The sequence below is a fragment of the Vallitalea maricola genome, assembly GCF_036985595.1.
In the GTDB taxonomy this organism is placed as follows: Bacteria; Bacillota; Clostridia; order Lachnospirales; family Vallitaleaceae; genus Vallitalea; species Vallitalea maricola.
Window position 1 is genome coordinate 81,406 of the sequence record NZ_BTPU01000025.1, and the last position, 19,692, is coordinate 101,097.

17 protein-coding genes and 1 tRNA gene are annotated in these 19,692 nt (G+C 29.8%); 5 read left to right on the forward strand and 13 right to left on the reverse strand.

Annotated features, from left to right (window positions below; translation table 11 throughout):
- Positions 1-179 precede the first annotated feature (179 nt).
- The 4 genes from spoVG to purR all read right to left on the reverse strand — a co-directional run bounded on the left by spoVG (position 180) and on the right by purR (position 4,204).
- The gene (gene spoVG, locus AACQ14_RS08290) at positions 180-482 is read right to left on the reverse strand and encodes a septation regulator SpoVG (protein WP_113673174.1); all 303 of its coding nucleotides are present in this window, start codon (positions 480-482) and stop codon (positions 180-182) included.
- Between the two features lie 162 nt (positions 483-644).
- Complete coding sequence (gene glgD, locus AACQ14_RS08295) at positions 645-1,766, reverse strand: glucose-1-phosphate adenylyltransferase subunit GlgD (RefSeq protein ID WP_339363105.1); 1,122 nt, start codon at positions 1,764-1,766, stop codon at positions 645-647.
- Entirely contained in the window at positions 1,766-3,040 is a 1,275-nt protein-coding gene (locus AACQ14_RS08300) for a glucose-1-phosphate adenylyltransferase (protein ID WP_339363106.1), read from the reverse strand. Before AACQ14_RS08300 ends, glgD begins: the two co-directional genes overlap by 1 nt.
- A gap of 339 nt (positions 3,041-3,379) precedes the next feature.
- Complete coding sequence (gene purR, locus AACQ14_RS08305) at positions 3,380-4,204, reverse strand: pur operon repressor (protein ID WP_339363107.1); 825 nt, start codon at positions 4,202-4,204, stop codon at positions 3,380-3,382.
- Between the two features lie 434 nt (positions 4,205-4,638).
- Between purR and murC the strand changes: the two genes are divergently transcribed.
- The 4 genes from murC (at position 4,639) to AACQ14_RS08325 (ending at position 8,738) form a co-directional block, all read left to right on the forward strand.
- A complete protein-coding gene (gene murC / locus AACQ14_RS08310) occupies positions 4,639-6,018 on the forward strand; it encodes a UDP-N-acetylmuramate--L-alanine ligase (RefSeq protein WP_339363108.1) in 1,380 nt (459 codons plus the stop codon).
- A gap of 429 nt (positions 6,019-6,447) precedes the next feature.
- Positions 6,448-7,524: a DnaD domain protein gene (locus AACQ14_RS08315; RefSeq protein ID WP_339363109.1), complete on the forward strand. Its 1,077-nt coding sequence runs from the start codon at positions 6,448-6,450 to the stop codon at positions 7,522-7,524.
- A 47-nt stretch (positions 7,525-7,571) separates the two neighbouring features.
- The gene (locus tag AACQ14_RS08320) at positions 7,572-8,561 is read left to right on the forward strand and encodes an ATP-binding protein (RefSeq protein WP_339363110.1); all 990 of its coding nucleotides are present in this window, start codon (positions 7,572-7,574) and stop codon (positions 8,559-8,561) included.
- Positions 8,562-8,664: 103 nt separating this feature from the next.
- A tRNA-Arg gene (locus tag AACQ14_RS08325) sits at positions 8,665-8,738 on the forward strand.
- 26 nt (positions 8,739-8,764) lie between these two features.
- Here the strand turns inward: AACQ14_RS08325 and AACQ14_RS08330 are convergent.
- The 7 genes from AACQ14_RS08330 to AACQ14_RS08360 all read right to left on the reverse strand — a co-directional run bounded on the left by AACQ14_RS08330 (position 8,765) and on the right by AACQ14_RS08360 (position 16,407).
- Entirely contained in the window at positions 8,765-8,974 is a 210-nt protein-coding gene (locus AACQ14_RS08330) for a hypothetical protein (RefSeq protein WP_339363111.1), read from the reverse strand.
- A 251-nt stretch (positions 8,975-9,225) separates the two neighbouring features.
- Positions 9,226-11,952 (reverse strand): ATP-binding protein, encoded by a 2,727-nt coding sequence (locus AACQ14_RS08335; RefSeq protein ID WP_339363112.1) that lies wholly within the window; start codon positions 11,950-11,952, stop codon positions 9,226-9,228.
- A gap of 1 nt (position 11,953) precedes the next feature.
- On the reverse strand, positions 11,954-13,045 hold the full coding sequence (locus tag AACQ14_RS08340) for a metallophosphoesterase family protein (protein WP_339363113.1): 1,092 nt from the start codon (positions 13,043-13,045) through the stop codon (positions 11,954-11,956).
- Between the two features lie 133 nt (positions 13,046-13,178).
- Positions 13,179-14,252 (reverse strand): 6-phosphofructokinase, encoded by a 1,074-nt coding sequence (locus tag AACQ14_RS08345; RefSeq protein ID WP_339363114.1) that lies wholly within the window; start codon positions 14,250-14,252, stop codon positions 13,179-13,181.
- A 156-nt stretch (positions 14,253-14,408) separates the two neighbouring features.
- On the reverse strand, positions 14,409-14,936 hold the full coding sequence (locus AACQ14_RS08350) for a hypothetical protein (protein ID WP_339363115.1): 528 nt from the start codon (positions 14,934-14,936) through the stop codon (positions 14,409-14,411).
- Complete coding sequence (locus tag AACQ14_RS08355) at positions 14,927-15,532, reverse strand: J domain-containing protein (protein WP_339363116.1); 606 nt, start codon at positions 15,530-15,532, stop codon at positions 14,927-14,929. The genes AACQ14_RS08350 and AACQ14_RS08355 overlap by 10 nt, the downstream gene beginning before the upstream one ends.
- A 23-nt stretch (positions 15,533-15,555) precedes the next feature.
- Entirely contained in the window at positions 15,556-16,407 is an 852-nt protein-coding gene (locus AACQ14_RS08360; RefSeq protein WP_339363117.1) for a DUF5685 family protein, read from the reverse strand.
- Between the two features lie 494 nt (positions 16,408-16,901).
- Here AACQ14_RS08360 and AACQ14_RS08365 point away from each other — a divergent pair, with 494 nt between their 5' ends.
- A complete protein-coding gene (locus AACQ14_RS08365) occupies positions 16,902-17,660 on the forward strand; it encodes a GntR family transcriptional regulator (RefSeq protein ID WP_339363118.1) in 759 nt (252 codons plus the stop codon).
- An 89-nt stretch (positions 17,661-17,749) separates the two neighbouring features.
- Here the strand turns inward: AACQ14_RS08365 and AACQ14_RS08370 are convergent, their stop codons facing one another.
- Both AACQ14_RS08370 and AACQ14_RS08375 read right to left on the reverse strand, forming a co-directional pair.
- On the reverse strand, positions 17,750-18,775 hold the full coding sequence (locus tag AACQ14_RS08370; protein WP_339363119.1) for a M42 family metallopeptidase: 1,026 nt from the start codon (positions 18,773-18,775) through the stop codon (positions 17,750-17,752).
- A gap of 63 nt (positions 18,776-18,838) precedes the next feature.
- Complete coding sequence (locus AACQ14_RS08375) at positions 18,839-19,690, reverse strand: mechanosensitive ion channel family protein (RefSeq protein ID WP_339363121.1); 852 nt, start codon at positions 19,688-19,690, stop codon at positions 18,839-18,841.
- Positions 19,691-19,692: the final 2 nt, after the last annotated feature.

Here is a 19,692-nt window from a genome sequence, read left to right on the forward strand (position 1 = left end):
TAACCCTAATTATTTTACACCACTTACTAAATATATGCAAGTTAAATAACTTACAAATTAATATATTAAACTTTCCAGTTTCCTGTTACTTTTACTAAGCAAAAATATAAAAATACACAAATAGGAAAAGTATATATCTGCATACAAAAAGGCACTTCATAATGAAGTGCCCTGAAGAATCATTCCTCAAACGATACTGCTATCTCATCAGCTGTATCATCGTTTGTAAGTACTAGAGTTTCATATTTTTCTAATACGCATTTCTGAATTTTTTCTCTAGTTTCAGAATTAATAGGATGAGCTATATCTCTGAACTCACCATCAAGCGCCTTTCTACTAGGCATAGCTATAAATAATCCTTTTTCTCCTTCAATCACTTTGATATCATGAACTACAAATTCATTATCAAAAGTAACTGATACTACTGCTTTCATTTTCCCATCTTTCGCAACCTTACGTATTCTCACATCTGTAATTTGCATGTGTTAACCCCTTTCCGTAACTTGTTGTTAAGGGGAAGAATCCCCCTCCACCTTACACACATATTTTTGCTTTAGTGATAACTCACAATAATTATATTACATATTTCAGAAAAGTTCAATGTTTTTTTGTATAATTACAGCTTTTTTAATTATTTATCTGAACTACATATATATGCATTCTCTATTTACAACAATTTTGATATTTCCTTTTCTATCTTTATACGTACAATCATCGCCTATAACAGTATCCGTATTAACTATAGAATTTTCAATGCAACAATTATTGCCTATATAGGCTCCATCTAGTATAATAGAGTTATTAATGGAAGTATTTTTACCAATGAAAACTTTTCTAAAAAGTATCGAATTATTTACTTTTCCATTTATTATACATCCCCCTGATATCAGACTATTGCTTATCACCGAACCGGAATTATATTTTGCTGGTGGTTCATCTTGCACTTTGGAAGAAATGTATGGAAAATTACCAAAAAAATATTTTCTATTATTTTTATCTAAAAAATCCATATTACAATTATAATATGATTCAACATTTGCAATACTATTAAAATATTCATTATGCATATAAGCATATATTTTTTTCTGTTTTCTATACCTGATAATGATATCATTAACTATATCATATCTTTCCCCAGATAATATCTCTTCAATCAACTCAATCAACAACCGTCTTCTAACTACATAAATACCTGTAGATATGATTGTTCCCTGTGGTTCTAAAGGTTTTTCTTCAAAATCAATTATTCTGTTTTCATCATTCTTCAAAACCATTCCGAACCTTCTTAAATCTTCATTTGTATTTTTCATATCTTTACATACTATAGTTATATCTGCCCTTTTGTCCACATGATACTCTAATATCTTGTTATAATCTACTTTGCATATTACATTCCCAGAAGAAATAATTGCATAAGGTTCATGACTATCTTTCAGATAATCTAAATTCTGATAGATTGCATCTGCTGTTCCTCTATACCAGAAGTTACTCTTCTGAGATCTATTTGGGCTAAAAATAAATAGTCCTCCTTGCTTCCTCCCAAAATCCCACCATTTGGAAGAACTCAAATGTTCTATAAGAGGACGAGAATTATATTGAGTGATAACTGCTACCTTTTTGATTCCAGAATTAGTCATATTACTTAAGGAAAAATCAATTGCCCTATAGCAACCAGCAATAGGCATAGCAGCTAATATTCTATTATCAGTAAGCTCATGAAGCTTTTCATTTTTTCCACCTGTAAGAATAACTCCTATAGCTCGCATTAATCCACCTCTTCCTTAATTATCGATTTACCGCTCATTAAAACTTTATCCTGAAAATCATCAATATCTAACTTACCATAGACTGCACAGTTTTTTCCTATGGTAATATTATCAGGTATACATGTTCTTTCACCCACCACAGAAATACCAGAGTTATAGAGCTGTGGATAATCTATGCTCTTAACATCTTCTCCTATACCCATCCTTACATTATCTCCTATGATTGACTCTTCTGAGAGGATGCTCTTATAAATCTTACAATCATCACCGATTGCTGTATTACTCATTATTATAGAATCCTTTATTACAGTATTTTTACCTATACTAACATTAGAGCCTATAACCGAATTATATATCTTACCCTCTATCTCAGTACCTTCACCAATGATACAGGTTTCTATACTCGCATCTTTAGAAATATACTGAGGCGGCTGTATCTCATTTTTAGTATAGATTTTCCAATAAGCCTCATATAGATTGAAATCAGGAATAAGATTGATTAATTCCATATTGGCTTCCCAATAAGCTTGAAGTGTCCCTACATCCTTCCAGAATCCTTGAAACTTATACGCAAATAGATTACCCCCATTACCTAATATAAATGGAATAACATGTTTTCCAAAATCATTTTTTGGATACATACTATTAGTCTTTGCCAAAGCTTCTTTCAATACTTTCCAATTAAAAATATAGATTCCCATAGAAGCTAAGTTATTCTTAGGAACTTTTGGCTTTTCATCAAATTCTATTATTTTATTAGTTTCATCTGTATTCATAATACCAAATCTATGAGCTTCTTCTATAGGTACTTCAAATACTGCTATAGTAGCATCTGCTCTCTTCTTGATATGATAGTTCAACATCTTCTCATAATCCATTTTATAGATATGATCACCCGATAAAATAAGTACATATTCTGGTGAATAGTTATTAATAAAATCTATATTCTGAAAAACTGCATTAGCTGTTCCCGAATACCACTCCCCTGTTTTTTTCTTCACGAAGGGTGGTAAAATACTGACCCCTCCATAATTTTTGTCCAGGTCCCAAGGTATACCAATCCCTATATGGTTATTCAATCTTAATGGCTGATATTGAGTCAAAACCCCAACAGTATCTATTCCTGAATTAATACAATTACTAAGAGTAAAATCAATAATCCTATATTTGCCACCAAATGCTATAGCTGGTTTTGCCACATGTGTTGTTAATATTCCCAACCTGCTGCCTTGACCACCAGCAAGAAGCATAGCTATAATATTTTTTCTCTTCACTACTTACCTCCTAACTTAGACATACACTATTTTTTTTCACTATTATATTAATACCACTTTTGTTCCAAGTTTATTACAGGAAATTAATAATTTTTACTTGCACATCTTATTCCATCACAAGATAAATGAAATAGTGCTTCTACCAGCTCAAACGTGGCAATATACAGAAAAAACCATATATAGTGATAATCCACAACTTTTTAGCTTGTTGTCATCCCTTAAAAACAGCTAAAAACAACAAACGTAATTAGAGTGTATTATCACTATATATGGTTTCAATATACAACCGTTGTCTTTTTTTTACACAAATCTCCTATCAACATTCTCCATTTATATTAATCAAACATTATTATTCTTTTTCCTATATATATTGATCTTTTCATCTTTTTCATCAATACCATCAAATTCCAACAATGAATAATAATCCTCTATCAACTTATCTTCCGGTTCTTTCGTAGACATAACCACCGCTATACCCATTACTTCAGCCTCAAATTCTTTCATCAAATCCGTTATACCTTTAGCTGTTCCTCCCGCTTTCATGAAATCATCTACAAATAATACTTTAGCTCCTTTTGGTATAGAACGCTTTGCCAAAGCCATAGTATTAATCCTTCTTGAAGAACCAGCTATATAATTCATTTGAATAGTAGTCCCTTCTGTAAGCCTAGCTGATTTCCTTACAACAATCATTGGTATGTTAAGTATGTTAGCAGTCATAATTGCCAGTGGAATACCTTTGGTTTCGATAGTTACTACATAATCTATCTTTTTATCTAGATAAGGTGCAGCTAATGACTTAGCAATTTTCTGTAAGATATTAGGATTATAGAATATATCATTCATATAGACATACCCACCAGGAATGATTCGCTTCTTATCATTTATCAATTCACATAATTCATTACATATATTCTCTATTTGTTCATCTGTAAGTTTAGGATTGTAGTAAATACCTCCGGCAGCACCAGGAATGGATTTAATCTCACCTAATTCAAATTTCTTAAATACTTCTTCTATTACATCAATATCTTCACTTAAAGTTGATTTAGCATAACTAAGAATCTCCACAAAATTATTTAATGTAAATATCTTCTTGGGATTCTCAACCAGCATCTTCGTAATCACTGCAATTCTATCTGTTCTACTCACTTTTTTACCCACAAAAAATTCTCCTTATCTCTTCATATTTTAGCTTAATTAAATTGTATGTAAAACTTTTTTAGGTAATTTAAGCAATACTTACTCTATTGCTACTCAACACTTGTCTCATATTTATTATTATACCACAAAAATCAGAGAATCCATCCATTTTAGCATTTTTTTATATTTCTCTTTTAAAAGTTAACTCATATAGTTATAATATTAAATAAGTGAATAAATTTCTTACCTATTGTTTAATACAGGCTATAAAATCCTTATTATTTTGTGCCGATTATATAATTAATTTTATATACTATATATTAGATAAGATTTTATCACTGCAATACAAGAAAAGAGGCTACCCCTCCCATAAAAAAGTTATAACTTTTATGGGATAAAAATATAAGATAATAAAAATTTCCTAATATAATAATAAAAATGAGGAGTGTTCAGTAATGTATACAATCGATTTTAATAAGCCATTAAATGTTCATTTTATAGGAATTGGCGGCATTAGTATGAGTGGTTTAGCAGAAATTCTGCATCAAAAAGGATTTAAAATAACTGGTTCCGATATAAAAACAACTCAAACAACAAAAAAACTAGAAGAACTTGGTATGAATGTATTTTTAGGGCATAGAGCTTCCAACATTTCTGATGATACTGAATTAGTAATATATACAGCAGCTGTAAAAGAAGATAATGTAGAATATATGACTTCGGCGGAAAAAGGCATTCCATTAATAGGTAGAGCTGAATTACTTGGACAGATTATGAAAACATATAAATATCCAATTGCAGTATCTGGTACTCATGGAAAAACTACTACTACTTCAATGGTATCCCATATCCTTCTTCAAGGACAGAAAGATCCAACTATATCAATAGGTGGTATACTCAATGTGATCGATGGAAATATTCGTGTTGGGGATTCTGACTATTTCGTTACGGAATCCTGTGAATACTGTGATAGCTTTTTGAGGTTTAATCCTTTTATTTCTATCATACTTAATATAGAAGAAGACCACCTTGATTATTTTAAAGATATAAATCATATAAGACACTCTTTTAAATCTTTTGCTGATAAATTACCAAATGACGGTTATTTAATTATCAATGGGGATATAGATAATTACGAAGAAATAATTTCTCACCTAGATTGTAATATCATTACTTACGGAAAAAGTAAAGATAATAATTATTATGCTGAAAATATACAATATAATGAGTATGGTTATCCAACATATGACCTTATGTATAATGGTAAAAAAATAGAAGAAATCAATTTACAAGTCAACGGTATACACAATGTATATAATTCCTTAGCTGCCATTGCTGCTAGTAATTGCCTTAACGTTGATATCATTGATATGAAACAAGGTCTAATGAATTTTACAGGAACAAACAGGAGATTTGAATATAAAGGGAATATAAGAGGAGTTAATGTTATAGATGATTACGCTCATCATCCAACTGAAATATCAGCAACACTATCAGCTGCAACAAAATACCCTCATAACAAATTATGGGTTGTCTTTCAGCCACATACTTATTCAAGAACAAAAGCTTTCTTGAAGAACTTTGCGTATTCATTAAGTTCTGCCGATAATATTATATTGACAGATATTTATTCAGATAGAGAAAAAAATACTGGCGAAATTCATTCCAAGGACTTATTATCTGAACTTACTAAACTTGGAAAGCAAGCCTTTTATTTCTCTTCTTTTGACGAAATAGAGACTTTTTTACTCCAGAATTGTTATCCAAATGACCTGTTGATAACTATGGGAGCAGGAGACGTGAAAATTATAGGGGAAGAACTAATTAAGGGATAGTTGTCCACATTATCCACAATGTTGTCAACAGGAAAGCTGTGGTTAGTTAATGGCTAAATAGTTTACATAATATCGGCTAGTTAACTCGAAATTATTTTTTCAACACTTGATTTTTAGATATTATTACAGAATTTTAACATATGTTAATAAGTTATGTAAAACTTTATCCACACTATCCACAAAGTTATCAACAGGTAAATGTTAATGTTTTGTTAAACAATATACTCCAAATGTTAAAAAAACTATCACTTTCAACATTTTTACAGTAAATTTTCTGACATAATATAGAGTTTTCTGAAAATATTATTTACCACACAAATATAATTTTTTATGTTATACTAAGAGCGATTTATATATTAATGAACTTAATTAAGTTAAATAACCAAAGCTTAGTTTACATAAAATGTTGTCGGAAGGAAGATTTGTTTTATGAGTATGATTACTATTTATCCACAAAATATTAATCAATTTACCTTGATACCAAATAAATTTATTGATAAATTCTTATCAAACTCTAATGGAGATTTCGTGAGAGTGTATTTATTGATTATCAGATATGCATCAAAAAATATACAATCACTATCAATGTTAGACGTAGCTGATAAACTTCATCTAACTGAAACAGATGTCATGAGGGCTATAGGGTATTGGGAATCAGCCAATGTAATGACAATAGAATATGATGATAAAAAAGTTATTAGGTCAATAAAATTCAATGACCTTACTAATATAGATACTGTAGATGCCATTGTGGATACACAGAAAGAAACTGCTGCTACAGCAAAGCAGTTAGATGCTAGAATCAATATCTCATCAAAACCTCAATATAAAATTGATGAGATTACATCTTTTATGAGTAGACAAAATTATAAGCAACTGATTTACATAACTCAGAAGTATCTTGGTAAAATGTTGACTCAACAGGACATCAACACTTTAATCGGTTTCAATGATTGGCTGGGCCTTCCTTTTGAAGTTATTGAACTTCTCATAGAGTATTGTGTTTCCAACAACCATAGAAATATGAGTTATATTGAAAAAGTAGCAATCAACTGGGCAGATGAAGGTATCAATACAATTGCAAAAGCAGAAAATAGAATTGAGACTTTTAATAATAGTTATTTTAAAATCATGAAATCCCTTGGTATTGGTGATAGGAATCCTACTCCAAAACAAATTACATATATGAAGAAATGGTTAAATGATTATGATCTTTCTATAGAAATTATTATAGAGGCATGTAATAGAACAATGGAAACAATTCATCAGCCTCAGTTTAGTTATATTGATGCTATAATTAATAACTGGCATAAGAACAACGTAAAGACCCTTAAAAATGTTAATGAGCTTGATGAAAAACACCAGTTAAAATCTAATACCAAGAAAACTGACAGTACTAAGAACCAATCTAAGTTTATTAATTATGACCAACGTACATATAATTTCGATGAATTAGAGAAAAAAGCTATGGAATTACTCATTAAAGAAACAGATGGAAGCTACTAATAAAACACTACTTAAATCGTTATTAAAAGAAAGGAAGAGCTAATATTATGAATCTAAAACGTTCTCAATATAAGTTAATCATGCAAAATTATGAAAAGAAACAGCTTAGTATCAAGCATGAAATTACTAAAAGAAAAGAAGAAATCTACAATAGAATACCTCTTATAAAAGTTTTAGATGATGAGATAGCTTCTAATAGTGTTAATACTACATATTATATTATTGAGCATCCAGATGAGGCAGAAAAAAAAATTGAAGAACTCCAAGAAAGTAATTTTATTCTATCAGGAAAGAAAATACGTTTATTGCTAGATCATGGATATCCAGAAGATTATCTACAACCGAAATATGATTGCAATCTCTGTAAAGATACAGGTTATATCGGTAATGAAAAATGTATCTGCCTGAAGCAAGCCATGATTGATATTGCTTATGAACAATCTAATATTAAAAATATTATTGAAGAAGAAAATTTCAGTACATTTTCTTTTAACTATTATTCAGATAAGATAGATTCAAGATTCAACTTGTCACCATTAGAAAATATACGTAAAATATATGGAAAATGCAAGAAATTCGTTAATCACTTTGATAGTGAATTTACAAATATCATTTTGTTTGGACAAGCTGGTCTTGGTAAGACTTTTTTATGTAACTGTATAGCAAAAGCATTATTGGATAGTTCCCATACAGTAATTTATTTGACATCATTTGGACTGTTTAAGTTATTTGAGGATTATAAGTTCAATAATGGTGATGAAAAAGTTCCTGAAGAACAGATTGAATCAATTTTTGATTGTGATTTGTTAATAATTGATGATCTAGGAACTGAATTCAATAATCGTTTTACAGGAGTTGAGTTATTCAATTGCCTTAATACAAGATTATTGAATAAGAAATCAACATTGATATCCACTAACTTATCACCAACTGATTGGTCAAAACAATACTCAGACAGGATTGTATCCCGTATATTCGGTAACTATGAACCCCTTAAAATCTTTGGTTCAGATATAAGATTAAAGAAATATCAATAATGTTAATAATACATAGAGTTTTTATATACGATATACATATTGACTATTGTGATTTTAGTGATATAATAGGTTAGGTAAAAAACTTAATAGTGGTTTACAATACGCACGTGTGGCTCAATTGGATAGAGCATCCGGCTTCGGACCGGAGGGTTGTGGGTTCGAGTCCTACCACGTGCGTTATAAATTGGGTAAAATACTTTTATCTATTCTTCATAACTAATATTTTGCAATATTTTATTAATGTACTTATAATCTAGATGTCTTAATAGCTGTATACTTGTAATAAGATATTTTTTATCCTCAGGAGTAATAAATGGATTATCAAAGTAAACTTTAATTTTTGCTATAAAGTCATTACAACATTCCACAAATGCTATCATTTTTTCAAGTTCTTCTACTGAATCTGATTCCATAATTAATCACTCCTAAATTATAATTGCTTTATTACTCTCGTTTAATAATAGTTATTTAGAAACATACTTTGAGCTTTTACCACAAAATGAAAAATGGAAATTGATAGGTCAAGTCCAATATATTTCAGAACAGATAATTAAAAAAACACCTACAATAAAATAGCTAACTTTAATAACAATAAAACATAAAAAACAGGGTAATTGGTTATATCCTTTACCCTGCTTCTATAACAAAAATCATCATTATCAAATTACAATGCTATATAGTTAAACTCCACATTAAGCCCCTTCAATATTTCTTCCTCTCTCCTATGACAAGATAATATAATTATCTGTCTATCTAGATTCCCTAGGGTTTCCATGACCATCTTTAATCTATCATTATCGTATTGGACAAAGCAATCATCTAATATAAGTGGTAATGATTTATCATCTTTAATAATATCAATAAGTCCTAGCCTCAATCCAAAATACATCTGGTCAATGGTTCCTTTACTTAAAGAATCTATAGAGATTAATTCATGATTTTCAGGTTCATATGTAAGAATCTCCATATTAGGATTAATCTTGATATCAGTATATTTTTTATTGGTGATGTTACTGATTATATTAGAAACTTTTTCGTTGAGTTTTGGGGCAAAGTTATTCTGTATATCTCTAGATATATTCTCAATAGCATCTCTTGCCATTGTGAGAGCCTTAATTTTCTTATCATAATCAGATTTTATATTCAATTTATTGGATATGTCCTCTTCAATATCTACTATAGGTCTAACATCTTTTTGTAAATTAGCTATTTTAGTCTCATAAGAAGTTATATCTTTGCTAATATGCAAAATATCGTTTACAAGGCTATCCTGCTCTAATAATAGTTCTTCTTTAGATTTATCAGTTGTCATTTGTACCCGATCATACTTTGTCAACTTTTGCTCCAACTCTTCTAAAGTATTATCCCCAAGCAATCTACTTAACAATTCTTTTTTATTATTGATATTACTTATCATGTTATGATATAGATATTTCTTATCTTTTACTTGTTGCAATCCTTTTTCATCTTGAACATTATACCTATCAGCTACCTCTTTGATCTCTTTATTCAACGTAGATATTTGCTCACTAATGCTATTATATTTTGCTAATCTGTTATTTTTATCTTCATTTTTATGATTAATGTTTTTCTTAGTATCTTTAAAAATCTCATATTTTTCTTTTACTAAGTTAATGTTATTTATATCTAGGTTCTTAGTATCCAATAATAGGTTTACATAATATGTTAACCTTTCTTCTTTTTGCTTCTTTTCAAGTTCTAATTTTTCTAGGTCACTAATAGCCTTTGTATATCTTTTCTTATTATCTTCATGAATTACATTAATATGAATTACTTTATCTTTTAGTTTCCTTAACTCAATAAGTTCTGTACACCTATGTTTCTTTAATATTTCATTTTGCTTTTGTACAATTTCATCTAGTTTATTTTGTTTTTTTCCTTCTGCTGATTTGATCTTATTGATTTCATTAACCAGAATATCTAATTTGACTTTATTTTTTCTATAACCCATTGTAGTATATATAGATACGCCAGCAAACACAACAGATACAGCTATAACTATTATTTGAGAAGATATGATACCACTTACCAAAAGACCAATAAAAATTAAAAATGATACTGAAGATATTAATTTACCATGTTTTTGATTAGCCAGCATATCTTGATATTTTTGTTCTTTTAATTCAGTTTCCACTGATTTGCTGTATTTTATCTCTTTTCGTTCTTCTTCCAGTCTAGTATATTCATATTCATCTTCTATAACACCATTATTTTCGTTTTCGCTATTTAACTTTATCTTAAGTTCCCTTATCAGGTCTTTTAATTCATTATATTTTTTCACCATATCATTATAGATATTATACTGTGAAGCTATACTGTCAATATCATTCAAATCTTCATCTTCTAACACCTTGACTTGATTATATATCTCATATTGTTTTTTTAGATAGTCCTCTATGTCTGTTAGTTCTGATTTTAATTCATCATACTGCATTTTACATGATTCTAGATTGTTAAGTTTCTTGATAGCCTCATCTATAAGTTCTATATCAGCATCTTTGAACTGTTCTATATCTTTTAGTTCAGAAGTTTTATTATCTATATATTCTTTTAGCCTTAATCCTTCTTCATAGGCTTTTTTAACTTCCTCTTTACTGAGATAATCAAGTAATTCTTCATTATCCTTTTTTCTATTTTCCATTTCCTTTAAGTTATTATTGACGTTATTCAATTCTTCTTGTTTTTCTAGAACCTTTTGCCATGTTTTTTCAGCTTCAGTTTTTTCTTTTTTCAGTTTTGTTATTTCTTCGGTAAGTTTCCCATAAGGGGTTGTCTTTTTTCTGCCAGCAGTACCTATTTCATCTAACTTCTTGTTTAATTTTTCGATGACATTCCTTACTGATATCTCTTCATCCTTACTTTCACCTAGATTGATAAGGCTGTCTTTCACTTCTTTCACCAGTTCGTCAGAGGTTTTGCTGCTAAGCTGACCGATACTGATTGTATTATTGAAGGTTGATTTGTTGATACCTATATGTCTAGAGGCTGGTTGATATAATTTGGTAGCACTATCATACTCAAATTTTTCGGTAATATTTTCTCCAGTACCATTATCAAAGATCTCTACCTTATCGTTACGTTTCATGAAGTTTCTCTCGATGCGGTATTCTTTTTCAAGATGTTTATAAACCAATATTCCTTTATACTTATTACTATTATTCCATGGCAAGAAACGATCATAATCAGGTGTGAACTGCTTATTCTTTCTATAAGGCTTGTAGAAACCGTATAACATGCCTTCAATGAATTTATGTATAGTAGATTTACCAGCTTCATTATCACCATAAATAACATTTATACCATCTGTTAATTTAATCTCTTTATCTTGGTATTTTCCAAAACTTATTATATCCATTTTATCTATGTACAAATCAGTTCACCTTCTCACTTAGTAACGCTTCAATACCTTCATATAAAGCCAATTTTGATATTTCATCTTGGATATTCTGTCTTTCCATGTATTCAATGTATTTCCCTATAACATTATTTTCGTTTTCTTGTCTTAATTTATCAAGGTCATAATCAGGTGTAGTGGTATCAATAATCTCAGCATATATTACGTATTCTTCTACTCTTTCTTTTATGTACTGTGTATCAAACAATATATCCTTATCCCTTATGCCCTTCAAATTGAATCTATATAGGTTCTTGAAATCATAGTCACTAACTATGATTCTGATATTCTCTATTATATCTTCAATTGTCATATCATCTTCCACTGTAACATCCACCCCCACAAATTGTCTTTTGGAAAAAGGCAGGAAGTCAACATCTATTTTATCTTTGCTTATGCTGCCTTCTATAATTCCATGAACTCCTGTTTCGCCAAAATCAAGAGGTTCAGGACTTCCACAATAAGCGATATCAGGTTGTATAAAATTATGTTTATGTATATGTCCAAGAGCCACATAATCAAAGTTTTTACTTTTTAGATTATCCTTGTCTATAGGCAGATAATTGGATTTTTGATATATATCTCCATGGGCTAATAATATATTGATACGGTCGCTATTCTCAACTTCTATATCATTAAAAAGATTATCTTTTATCTCCTTCTTATTCCAACTTAATCCGTATATATCAACATTCAATTCTTCAAATGTAATTTTCTCAGTATATGTATTCATTATATAAACATTGTGTGACCAATCTATTAGGTTATAATATGATTTGTCATTTATTATGGGGTCGTGATTACCAGCAATCATTATTATTTTTGTAGAACTAATTTTACTGAAGCTATTATTGATTTCTTTTAGTTCTCCTATGGTAATGTATTCGTCTTCGAATAAATCTCCACTTATGAGTAATAAATCAGCTTGTATTTCTCCTGCTCTTGAAACTATATTCATAAAAGTTTCTTTTATCTCGTTTCTACGCTTTCTAGCAAATTCACTAGAGAAGCTAGCACTTTTGAATTCCATACCAATATGTACATCACCTGTATGAATAAACTTTATCATATACCCGTTCCCCTTTCTAACATTATTTTACTTTATATTAATTACTTAGTCACGTAAAACTTTCCTGTAAAATACAAGAAAAAGTAATTATGCTCTATTATTGTCTATAAAAAAAGAGAGTTCAATCACTCCCTTAATCTCCAAAACTCGCCCCAACCAATTTACCAGTACTTATTAGCAGATTATCTTTCTCAACTAGTTTCAACTTACCTGCTATTTCTTTTAAAGGTGTTGCCCATAATTTATTATTGACAACTGAAACTGTTTTTCCATAGTCTTTGTTGGCTATCATCTCAGCTGCATATGCACCAAGCTTTGTTGCCAATATTCTATCATATGGTGAAGGTGAACCTCCTCTTTGTTGATGTCCTGGTATAGTTACTCTTGTTTCTAGACCCAAGGCTTCATTAATCTGTTTAGCCAATCTATAGGATACTGATGGGTATTTCATTTTTTCTCTTAATTTTTTCAGCTCTTTTTTCTTCATATTTGATTCTTCGACTGAAAGTGCTCCTTCTGACACAGCTAATATAGAAAAGTTTTTACCTGAAGAATGTCTTTTGTCCAAGGAAGCTATCACTTTATTAATATCATAAGGGATTTCAGGAATCAAAATTACATCTGCTCCACCAGCAACCCCTGCGTGTAATGTCAACCAACCTGCCTTATGACCCATTAATTCAACCAACATAACTCTATCATGAGAATCTGCTGTTGTATGAATACGGTCGATTACTTCAGTTGCGATATCTACTGCACTATGGAATCCAAAAGTTATATCTGTACCCCATATATCGTTATCAATAGTCTTTGGTAGAGCTATTACATTAAGCCCTTCTTCCCTAAGGAGATTAGCGTTTTTATGTGTTCCATTACCTCCAAGTGTCACTAAGCAGTCTAACTTCATTTTCTCATAATTATTTACCATATTTTTTACTTTATCGATATTGTCTTCTTCAATTTTTCTCATTTTCTTGAATGGAGTTCTGGATGTACCAAGTATTGTTCCTCCTCTAACAAGTATTCCAGAGAAATCCCTTGGAGTCAACACTTGATAATTACAATGTATTAAGCCTTTAAAACCGTCTTTTATACCAATTATCTCACAATCGATCATACCATAAGAAGCTCTTGCTACACCTCTAATTGCTGCATTCAAACCTGGACAGTCTCCCCCACTTGTTACAATTCCAATCCTTTGTTTCATCAAAACCACTCCGTTATTTTATTTTGTATTAAAAATTATCAAATTCAACTTATATACTTAATGTAATATATATTATCACCTAAAATATATATTTACATTCAAGAAAAGTGACTAGGTTGCATTATTTCAGTAGAGACTATGTTTTGATTATTGTACTCAAAGATATTTTTTTAATCTTGGTTTTATTCTATTTGCGTATACGTGGAGAAAATATCCTAAGAAGTAATCATATGCGATAAAGAATACTTCTGCTGCTAAAACGACCCACCATGTTACATTGAAGGGTAAAACTGATACAAACTGCTTTATAACAAAGTAATAAACTACTAATACCATATTGAAATATACTATCTTCAATACGACTTCTATGATGACTGATAAGTTTTTACGGTTTATTAATATTTCAATTAAGTATTTGACTATACTATATAGCCCAAAAAACGCAATATATGTTATGATCTGTATCTTATCAGGTACTAATATAAGTGCAAGTAGACTGGATGCTATATAAAAACTTACACCATTGGCTAAATTGAATTCAATGATTACTACACCTATTAAAATAGCTGCTAGTGCAAATATAATTATTGTATTACTGACAAATATTGTACTTGACAACAATATAATCTGATTAATTGCCAATAATATTCCTAAGTATGCTAATCTCTTTGTTTTTAACAACATGAAATTAAATCCCCTCCAAGACATTCACATAAGCAATCTGCACATATGAGTTGTGAACAGCATCCACAAGCATCTGAATTATTGTTCCCTCTATTATATTGATATGCTCTAGTATTATATCCATTCTGAACATTTTGAAGTCTTGTTAAATGGTTTCTGTACTCTATATTGTTTGGAGACATATTTACAGCTGTTCTAGCATATTCGAATCCTTGGTTGGTATAGCCTGTGCCAACAAGACAGATACTCATTAAATAATACCATTCAGCATTTTTATCACTCATAGCATTAAGCATATTCATTGCATCTTGGAATCTTCTAACTTGAATATAACTTCTTACATTCATATATTCTGAAGATGTATACCCAGAACCTGAATTACTGCTGCTATAATTTGAATTTGTATAGTCATTATTGTTCATTAGCGATTCATACGCTTCTTGAACTTCTCTGAATTTCTCTTCTGCAAGATCGTTTAATGGGTTGTCTGCATATCTATCTGGGTGATATTTTTTTGCTAATTCCCTATACGCTTTTTTTATTTCATCTTTACTTGCTCCTCTTTCTATTCCTAATACTTCATAAGGGTCTCTCATTGTCTTTTCCTCCTAGTAAGAATTTAATTGGTTTCTTCTAATCTTTTGCATTTATTACAATCATCTTTGTCAAAAATAATTCTCATTCTATTTTTAATTCCAGAGTATATTATATTATCTAGAATAGGTTTTTCTTTTACCAAAGGTAATTTATCCAGTTCACTATCCAAAAAAGATAAATTGAGGTTCAATAGGTTCTTAGCATACTCTTCTATGTTTTCTTCTTCACATAATAGAAATGGATTATAACTTTTATTTTTCTTATCTTTCTCTATATCATCATAGGCATCTAAAATATAAATATATTTTCCCAAATATAATCCAATATTATTTAAATATTGTTTCCAATGGTCCTGTTTATAAATCATAAGTTGTCCCATTAGATGTCCAAAAACATTTGATACCTTATCAATATCCTTACAATCAGCTTTTTCAAGTTCCTCTAATTCTTCTATAAATCTAATTATCACTTCATCTTTCTCTGGATACTTTTTCTTAGCTTTTCTATACCCTCTATTAAATAACATCATTGCAAGAAGGCTTTTTATACTTCTTTCATCTTTCCAGTCATCTTTTAGATTATTATATGCTAACATAATATTAAGCGCTGCACAATATTCACTTACCTCATTATCTATCATAAGCTGTTTATTATGAGGATGAGCCACACATCTGCAATTAGAGCAATTATTTACAGGTTCATATAGAGACGTTAAAATGATAACCAGGTATGTCATATCATAATTCAATGTAAACCTGCTAAGATTTCCATAATTATGCTTCAACGCCATACACAATCCACAATAATATCCTTTGTATGTCATATATTCTCTTACTTTTAATTCAAGTTTATCAATCTGCACATATCCAAACATTTTAAGTCCTCTCTACTAATTTATTAAAACAATATAACACAAAATCAAGGTAACTATTAAGTTTTTTCCAAATAATACCGATATATTATATACATAAATGACATTAAAAATCTTAATATTATTAGTATAAAGCATAAGTAATAAAAGCTCAACACTACAATTATTAATTTTTTGTGTACAATTTCTATGTACTCCTGTCAAGGGAAGTTTCTAAAATTAAGCACATAAATATATAAATGCTATATCAAATTTTTATAAAAGAAATTTCATTTTATGTAAAAATCACGTTTAATATTTAAAAATATATTTTATAAGTTAAGATTGGCTTATTTTTAGGGCAAAATCGCTAGTATACTAACATTTTTATATAGCAATTTTTAACTATTATAATATTTAATGAAATTAGCCCTTGCTTTTTTCTCCAATTATTGTAAAATAGGTGTTGTAGCAGATAAACCTTATACTAAAAATATAATAAAGTAGGGTGATGAATTATGGCAAGTATTGATAGTTTTAAAAAGTATACCGTTAACAAGTCAACTCCTATTCCTCTATACTTTCAATTCAAGAATATTTTGATTGAAATGATGAAGGATGAAGTTTTAAAACCAGGTGATATGATACCTACTGAGTTTGAGCTATGTGATATTTATGGTATAAGCAGAACAACAATCAGACAAGCATTAACTGAATTAGTTAATGAAGGTAAGTTTTATCGTGTAAAAGGTAGAGGTACTTTTGTTGCTCAAACCAAAATTAAACATGATTTTACTCAAAAAGCAGAGAGCTTTGATAATGAGATGTTACGAAATGGATATACCCCTAGTACTAAGGTTTTAGATTTTAAGGTAGTTTCCGCTACCCCAGAAGTTGCATCTGCTTTAAATCTCGCACCGAATACAGACGTTATCTATTTAAAGAGGCTCCGATTTGTAAATAATGAACCACTAATAATTTCTCAAACTTATTTACCTTATTCATTTTGTAAACATATTCTCGATAATAATATGAATGAAGAATCACTATATAGCATACTATCTAGCAATATTAATACTAAAGTCTATAAAATAATTAAAAAAATGGAAGCTGTTGTTCCTACTAAGGAAGATTGTGAATTACTTGAAATCAATAAGACAACTGCAATACAATTATTTCATGTAAAAGGTTATAATAAATTTGAGACACCTGTAGAGTACACTGTCTCTAGATTTAGAGGAGATAAGAATATTTTCTCTGTAGAACAGTTTGTTTAGTAAACGGTAGGTATTTGTAAAAACCTCAGGTTAATTCCTGAGGTTTTTACTTTTATATGAGTTATTTTCTTACATATATCTTGTTTCACTTATTTAACATACTCTGATAATAGTTTTAAGGTATTGAGAATGCCCTCTATATGAGTTCTTTCCATACCGTGAGATGCATGTACCCCTGGTCCAATAAGTGCCCCTCTGATGTTGTTTCCTGCACGCAGAGCAGCAGATGCATCTGAACCATAGTTAGGATAAACATCTAATGCATATCCAATCTTTTTATCTTTTGCAATGCTTACTAATTTATTAACCATATTATAGTCATAAGGTCCTGATGAATCTTTTACACAGATAGATACGTCATGTTCAGTACAGCAAAGGTCATCCCCCATTGCACCCATATCTATTGCAATCATTTCTGTTATATCTTGTGGAATATAAGAAGAACCATGTCCTACTTCTTCATATGTAGATATAAATATTTTTATAGTGTTATCAGGTATTATATTATTATCTTTTATGTATTTCATTAAAGCAAAAATAGTAGCTATCCCTGCTTTATCATCTAGATGTCTAGATTTTATATAACCACTTTTTGTTACCCTAACTCTAGGATCAAAAGCAATGAAGTTACCTACTTCTATTCCTAATTTTTCTACATCTTCTTTTGATGTTACACTCTCATCTATTCTTACTTCCATATTTTCTTCTATCCTTTTATGCTCTGATGCGTCAGAAAATACGTGAACTGAAGGTTTTGTAGTTAGTATGGTACCGTCATATTCTTTACCGTCTCTTGTGAATATCTTGCAGTATTCGCCTTCTATACTGTTCATTAGATATCCGCCTATACTAGTGAACCTGATTGTTCCATTAGATTTAATGGATCTTACCATAGCTCCTAAAGTATCAACGTGAGCTGATAATCCTAGAACTTCTTTATTTTTACCTTCAATCTTTATGACTCCGCAGCCTTTGTTAGTGAATTCCATGTCATAACCCATGTCATTAGCTTCTTCTTTTATGAGTTTCATGATGTTTTGGCAAAATCCGCTGGGACTTTCCGTTTCCAGTATTTTTTTTAGAAAATCAAGAATGTAATCTTTGTACTTTTCCATCTATACATCTCCTCTGGTAAAAATATTTTATATTAGTGAATTCATATCATTAATGAATTCACTTTACTTGGCAATCTTACCTTCATTATTAACAATGTTTACATCCATATGTGGATAAGGTATTGAGATATTTTCTTCATCAAACTTAATCTTAATCTGTTCTATCAGGTCAAACTTCACCTGTAGATAATCTTTTGTTTTACACCATACCAATACAGCAAAATTAACTGAACTATCTCCATGTTCGCTAATATTAATGTATGGTTCTCTATCCTTAAGTATGAGAGCATGTTTCTCAATAACTTCTTTTATTGCCCTTTTAACAGCAAAAGTATCCTCTTCATAAGCTACACCAAAAGTCAAATCAACCCTTCTGATATCCATTGTTGAATGATTTATAATACTGCTGTTGGATAAACTTCCATTAGGTACAGTTATCACTTTATTGTCTCTTGTTCTTAATGTTGTATAGAACACTTGAATATCTTCTACTATACCCTCATGTCCAAATGCTTTTTCTTCAATGAAATCTCCTACTTTGAATGGTCTCAATAATAATATTAAGATTCCTCCTGTAAGGTTAGCAAGACTTCCTTGTAAAGCCATACCAACACCAATACCAGTTGCTCCAATAACTGCTATAAGAGAAGTGGTTGGAATAGCTAGATTTTCCATTATGATGATACCAAGTAATATCTTCAATATTAATCTTGTTGCTGATAACAAGAATTTTGATAATGATACATCTACTTTTGATTTGTTCAAGAACTTCTCAATAAGTTTAACCAAATATTTAATAACTTTTAATCCAACAATTAAGATAACAAAACTCATTAAGATTTTGAAACCATATGCTGTCAATATTTCTAGAGCCTTAACTTTGATATTGTCTAACTGCTTCATAACTGTGTCCATAA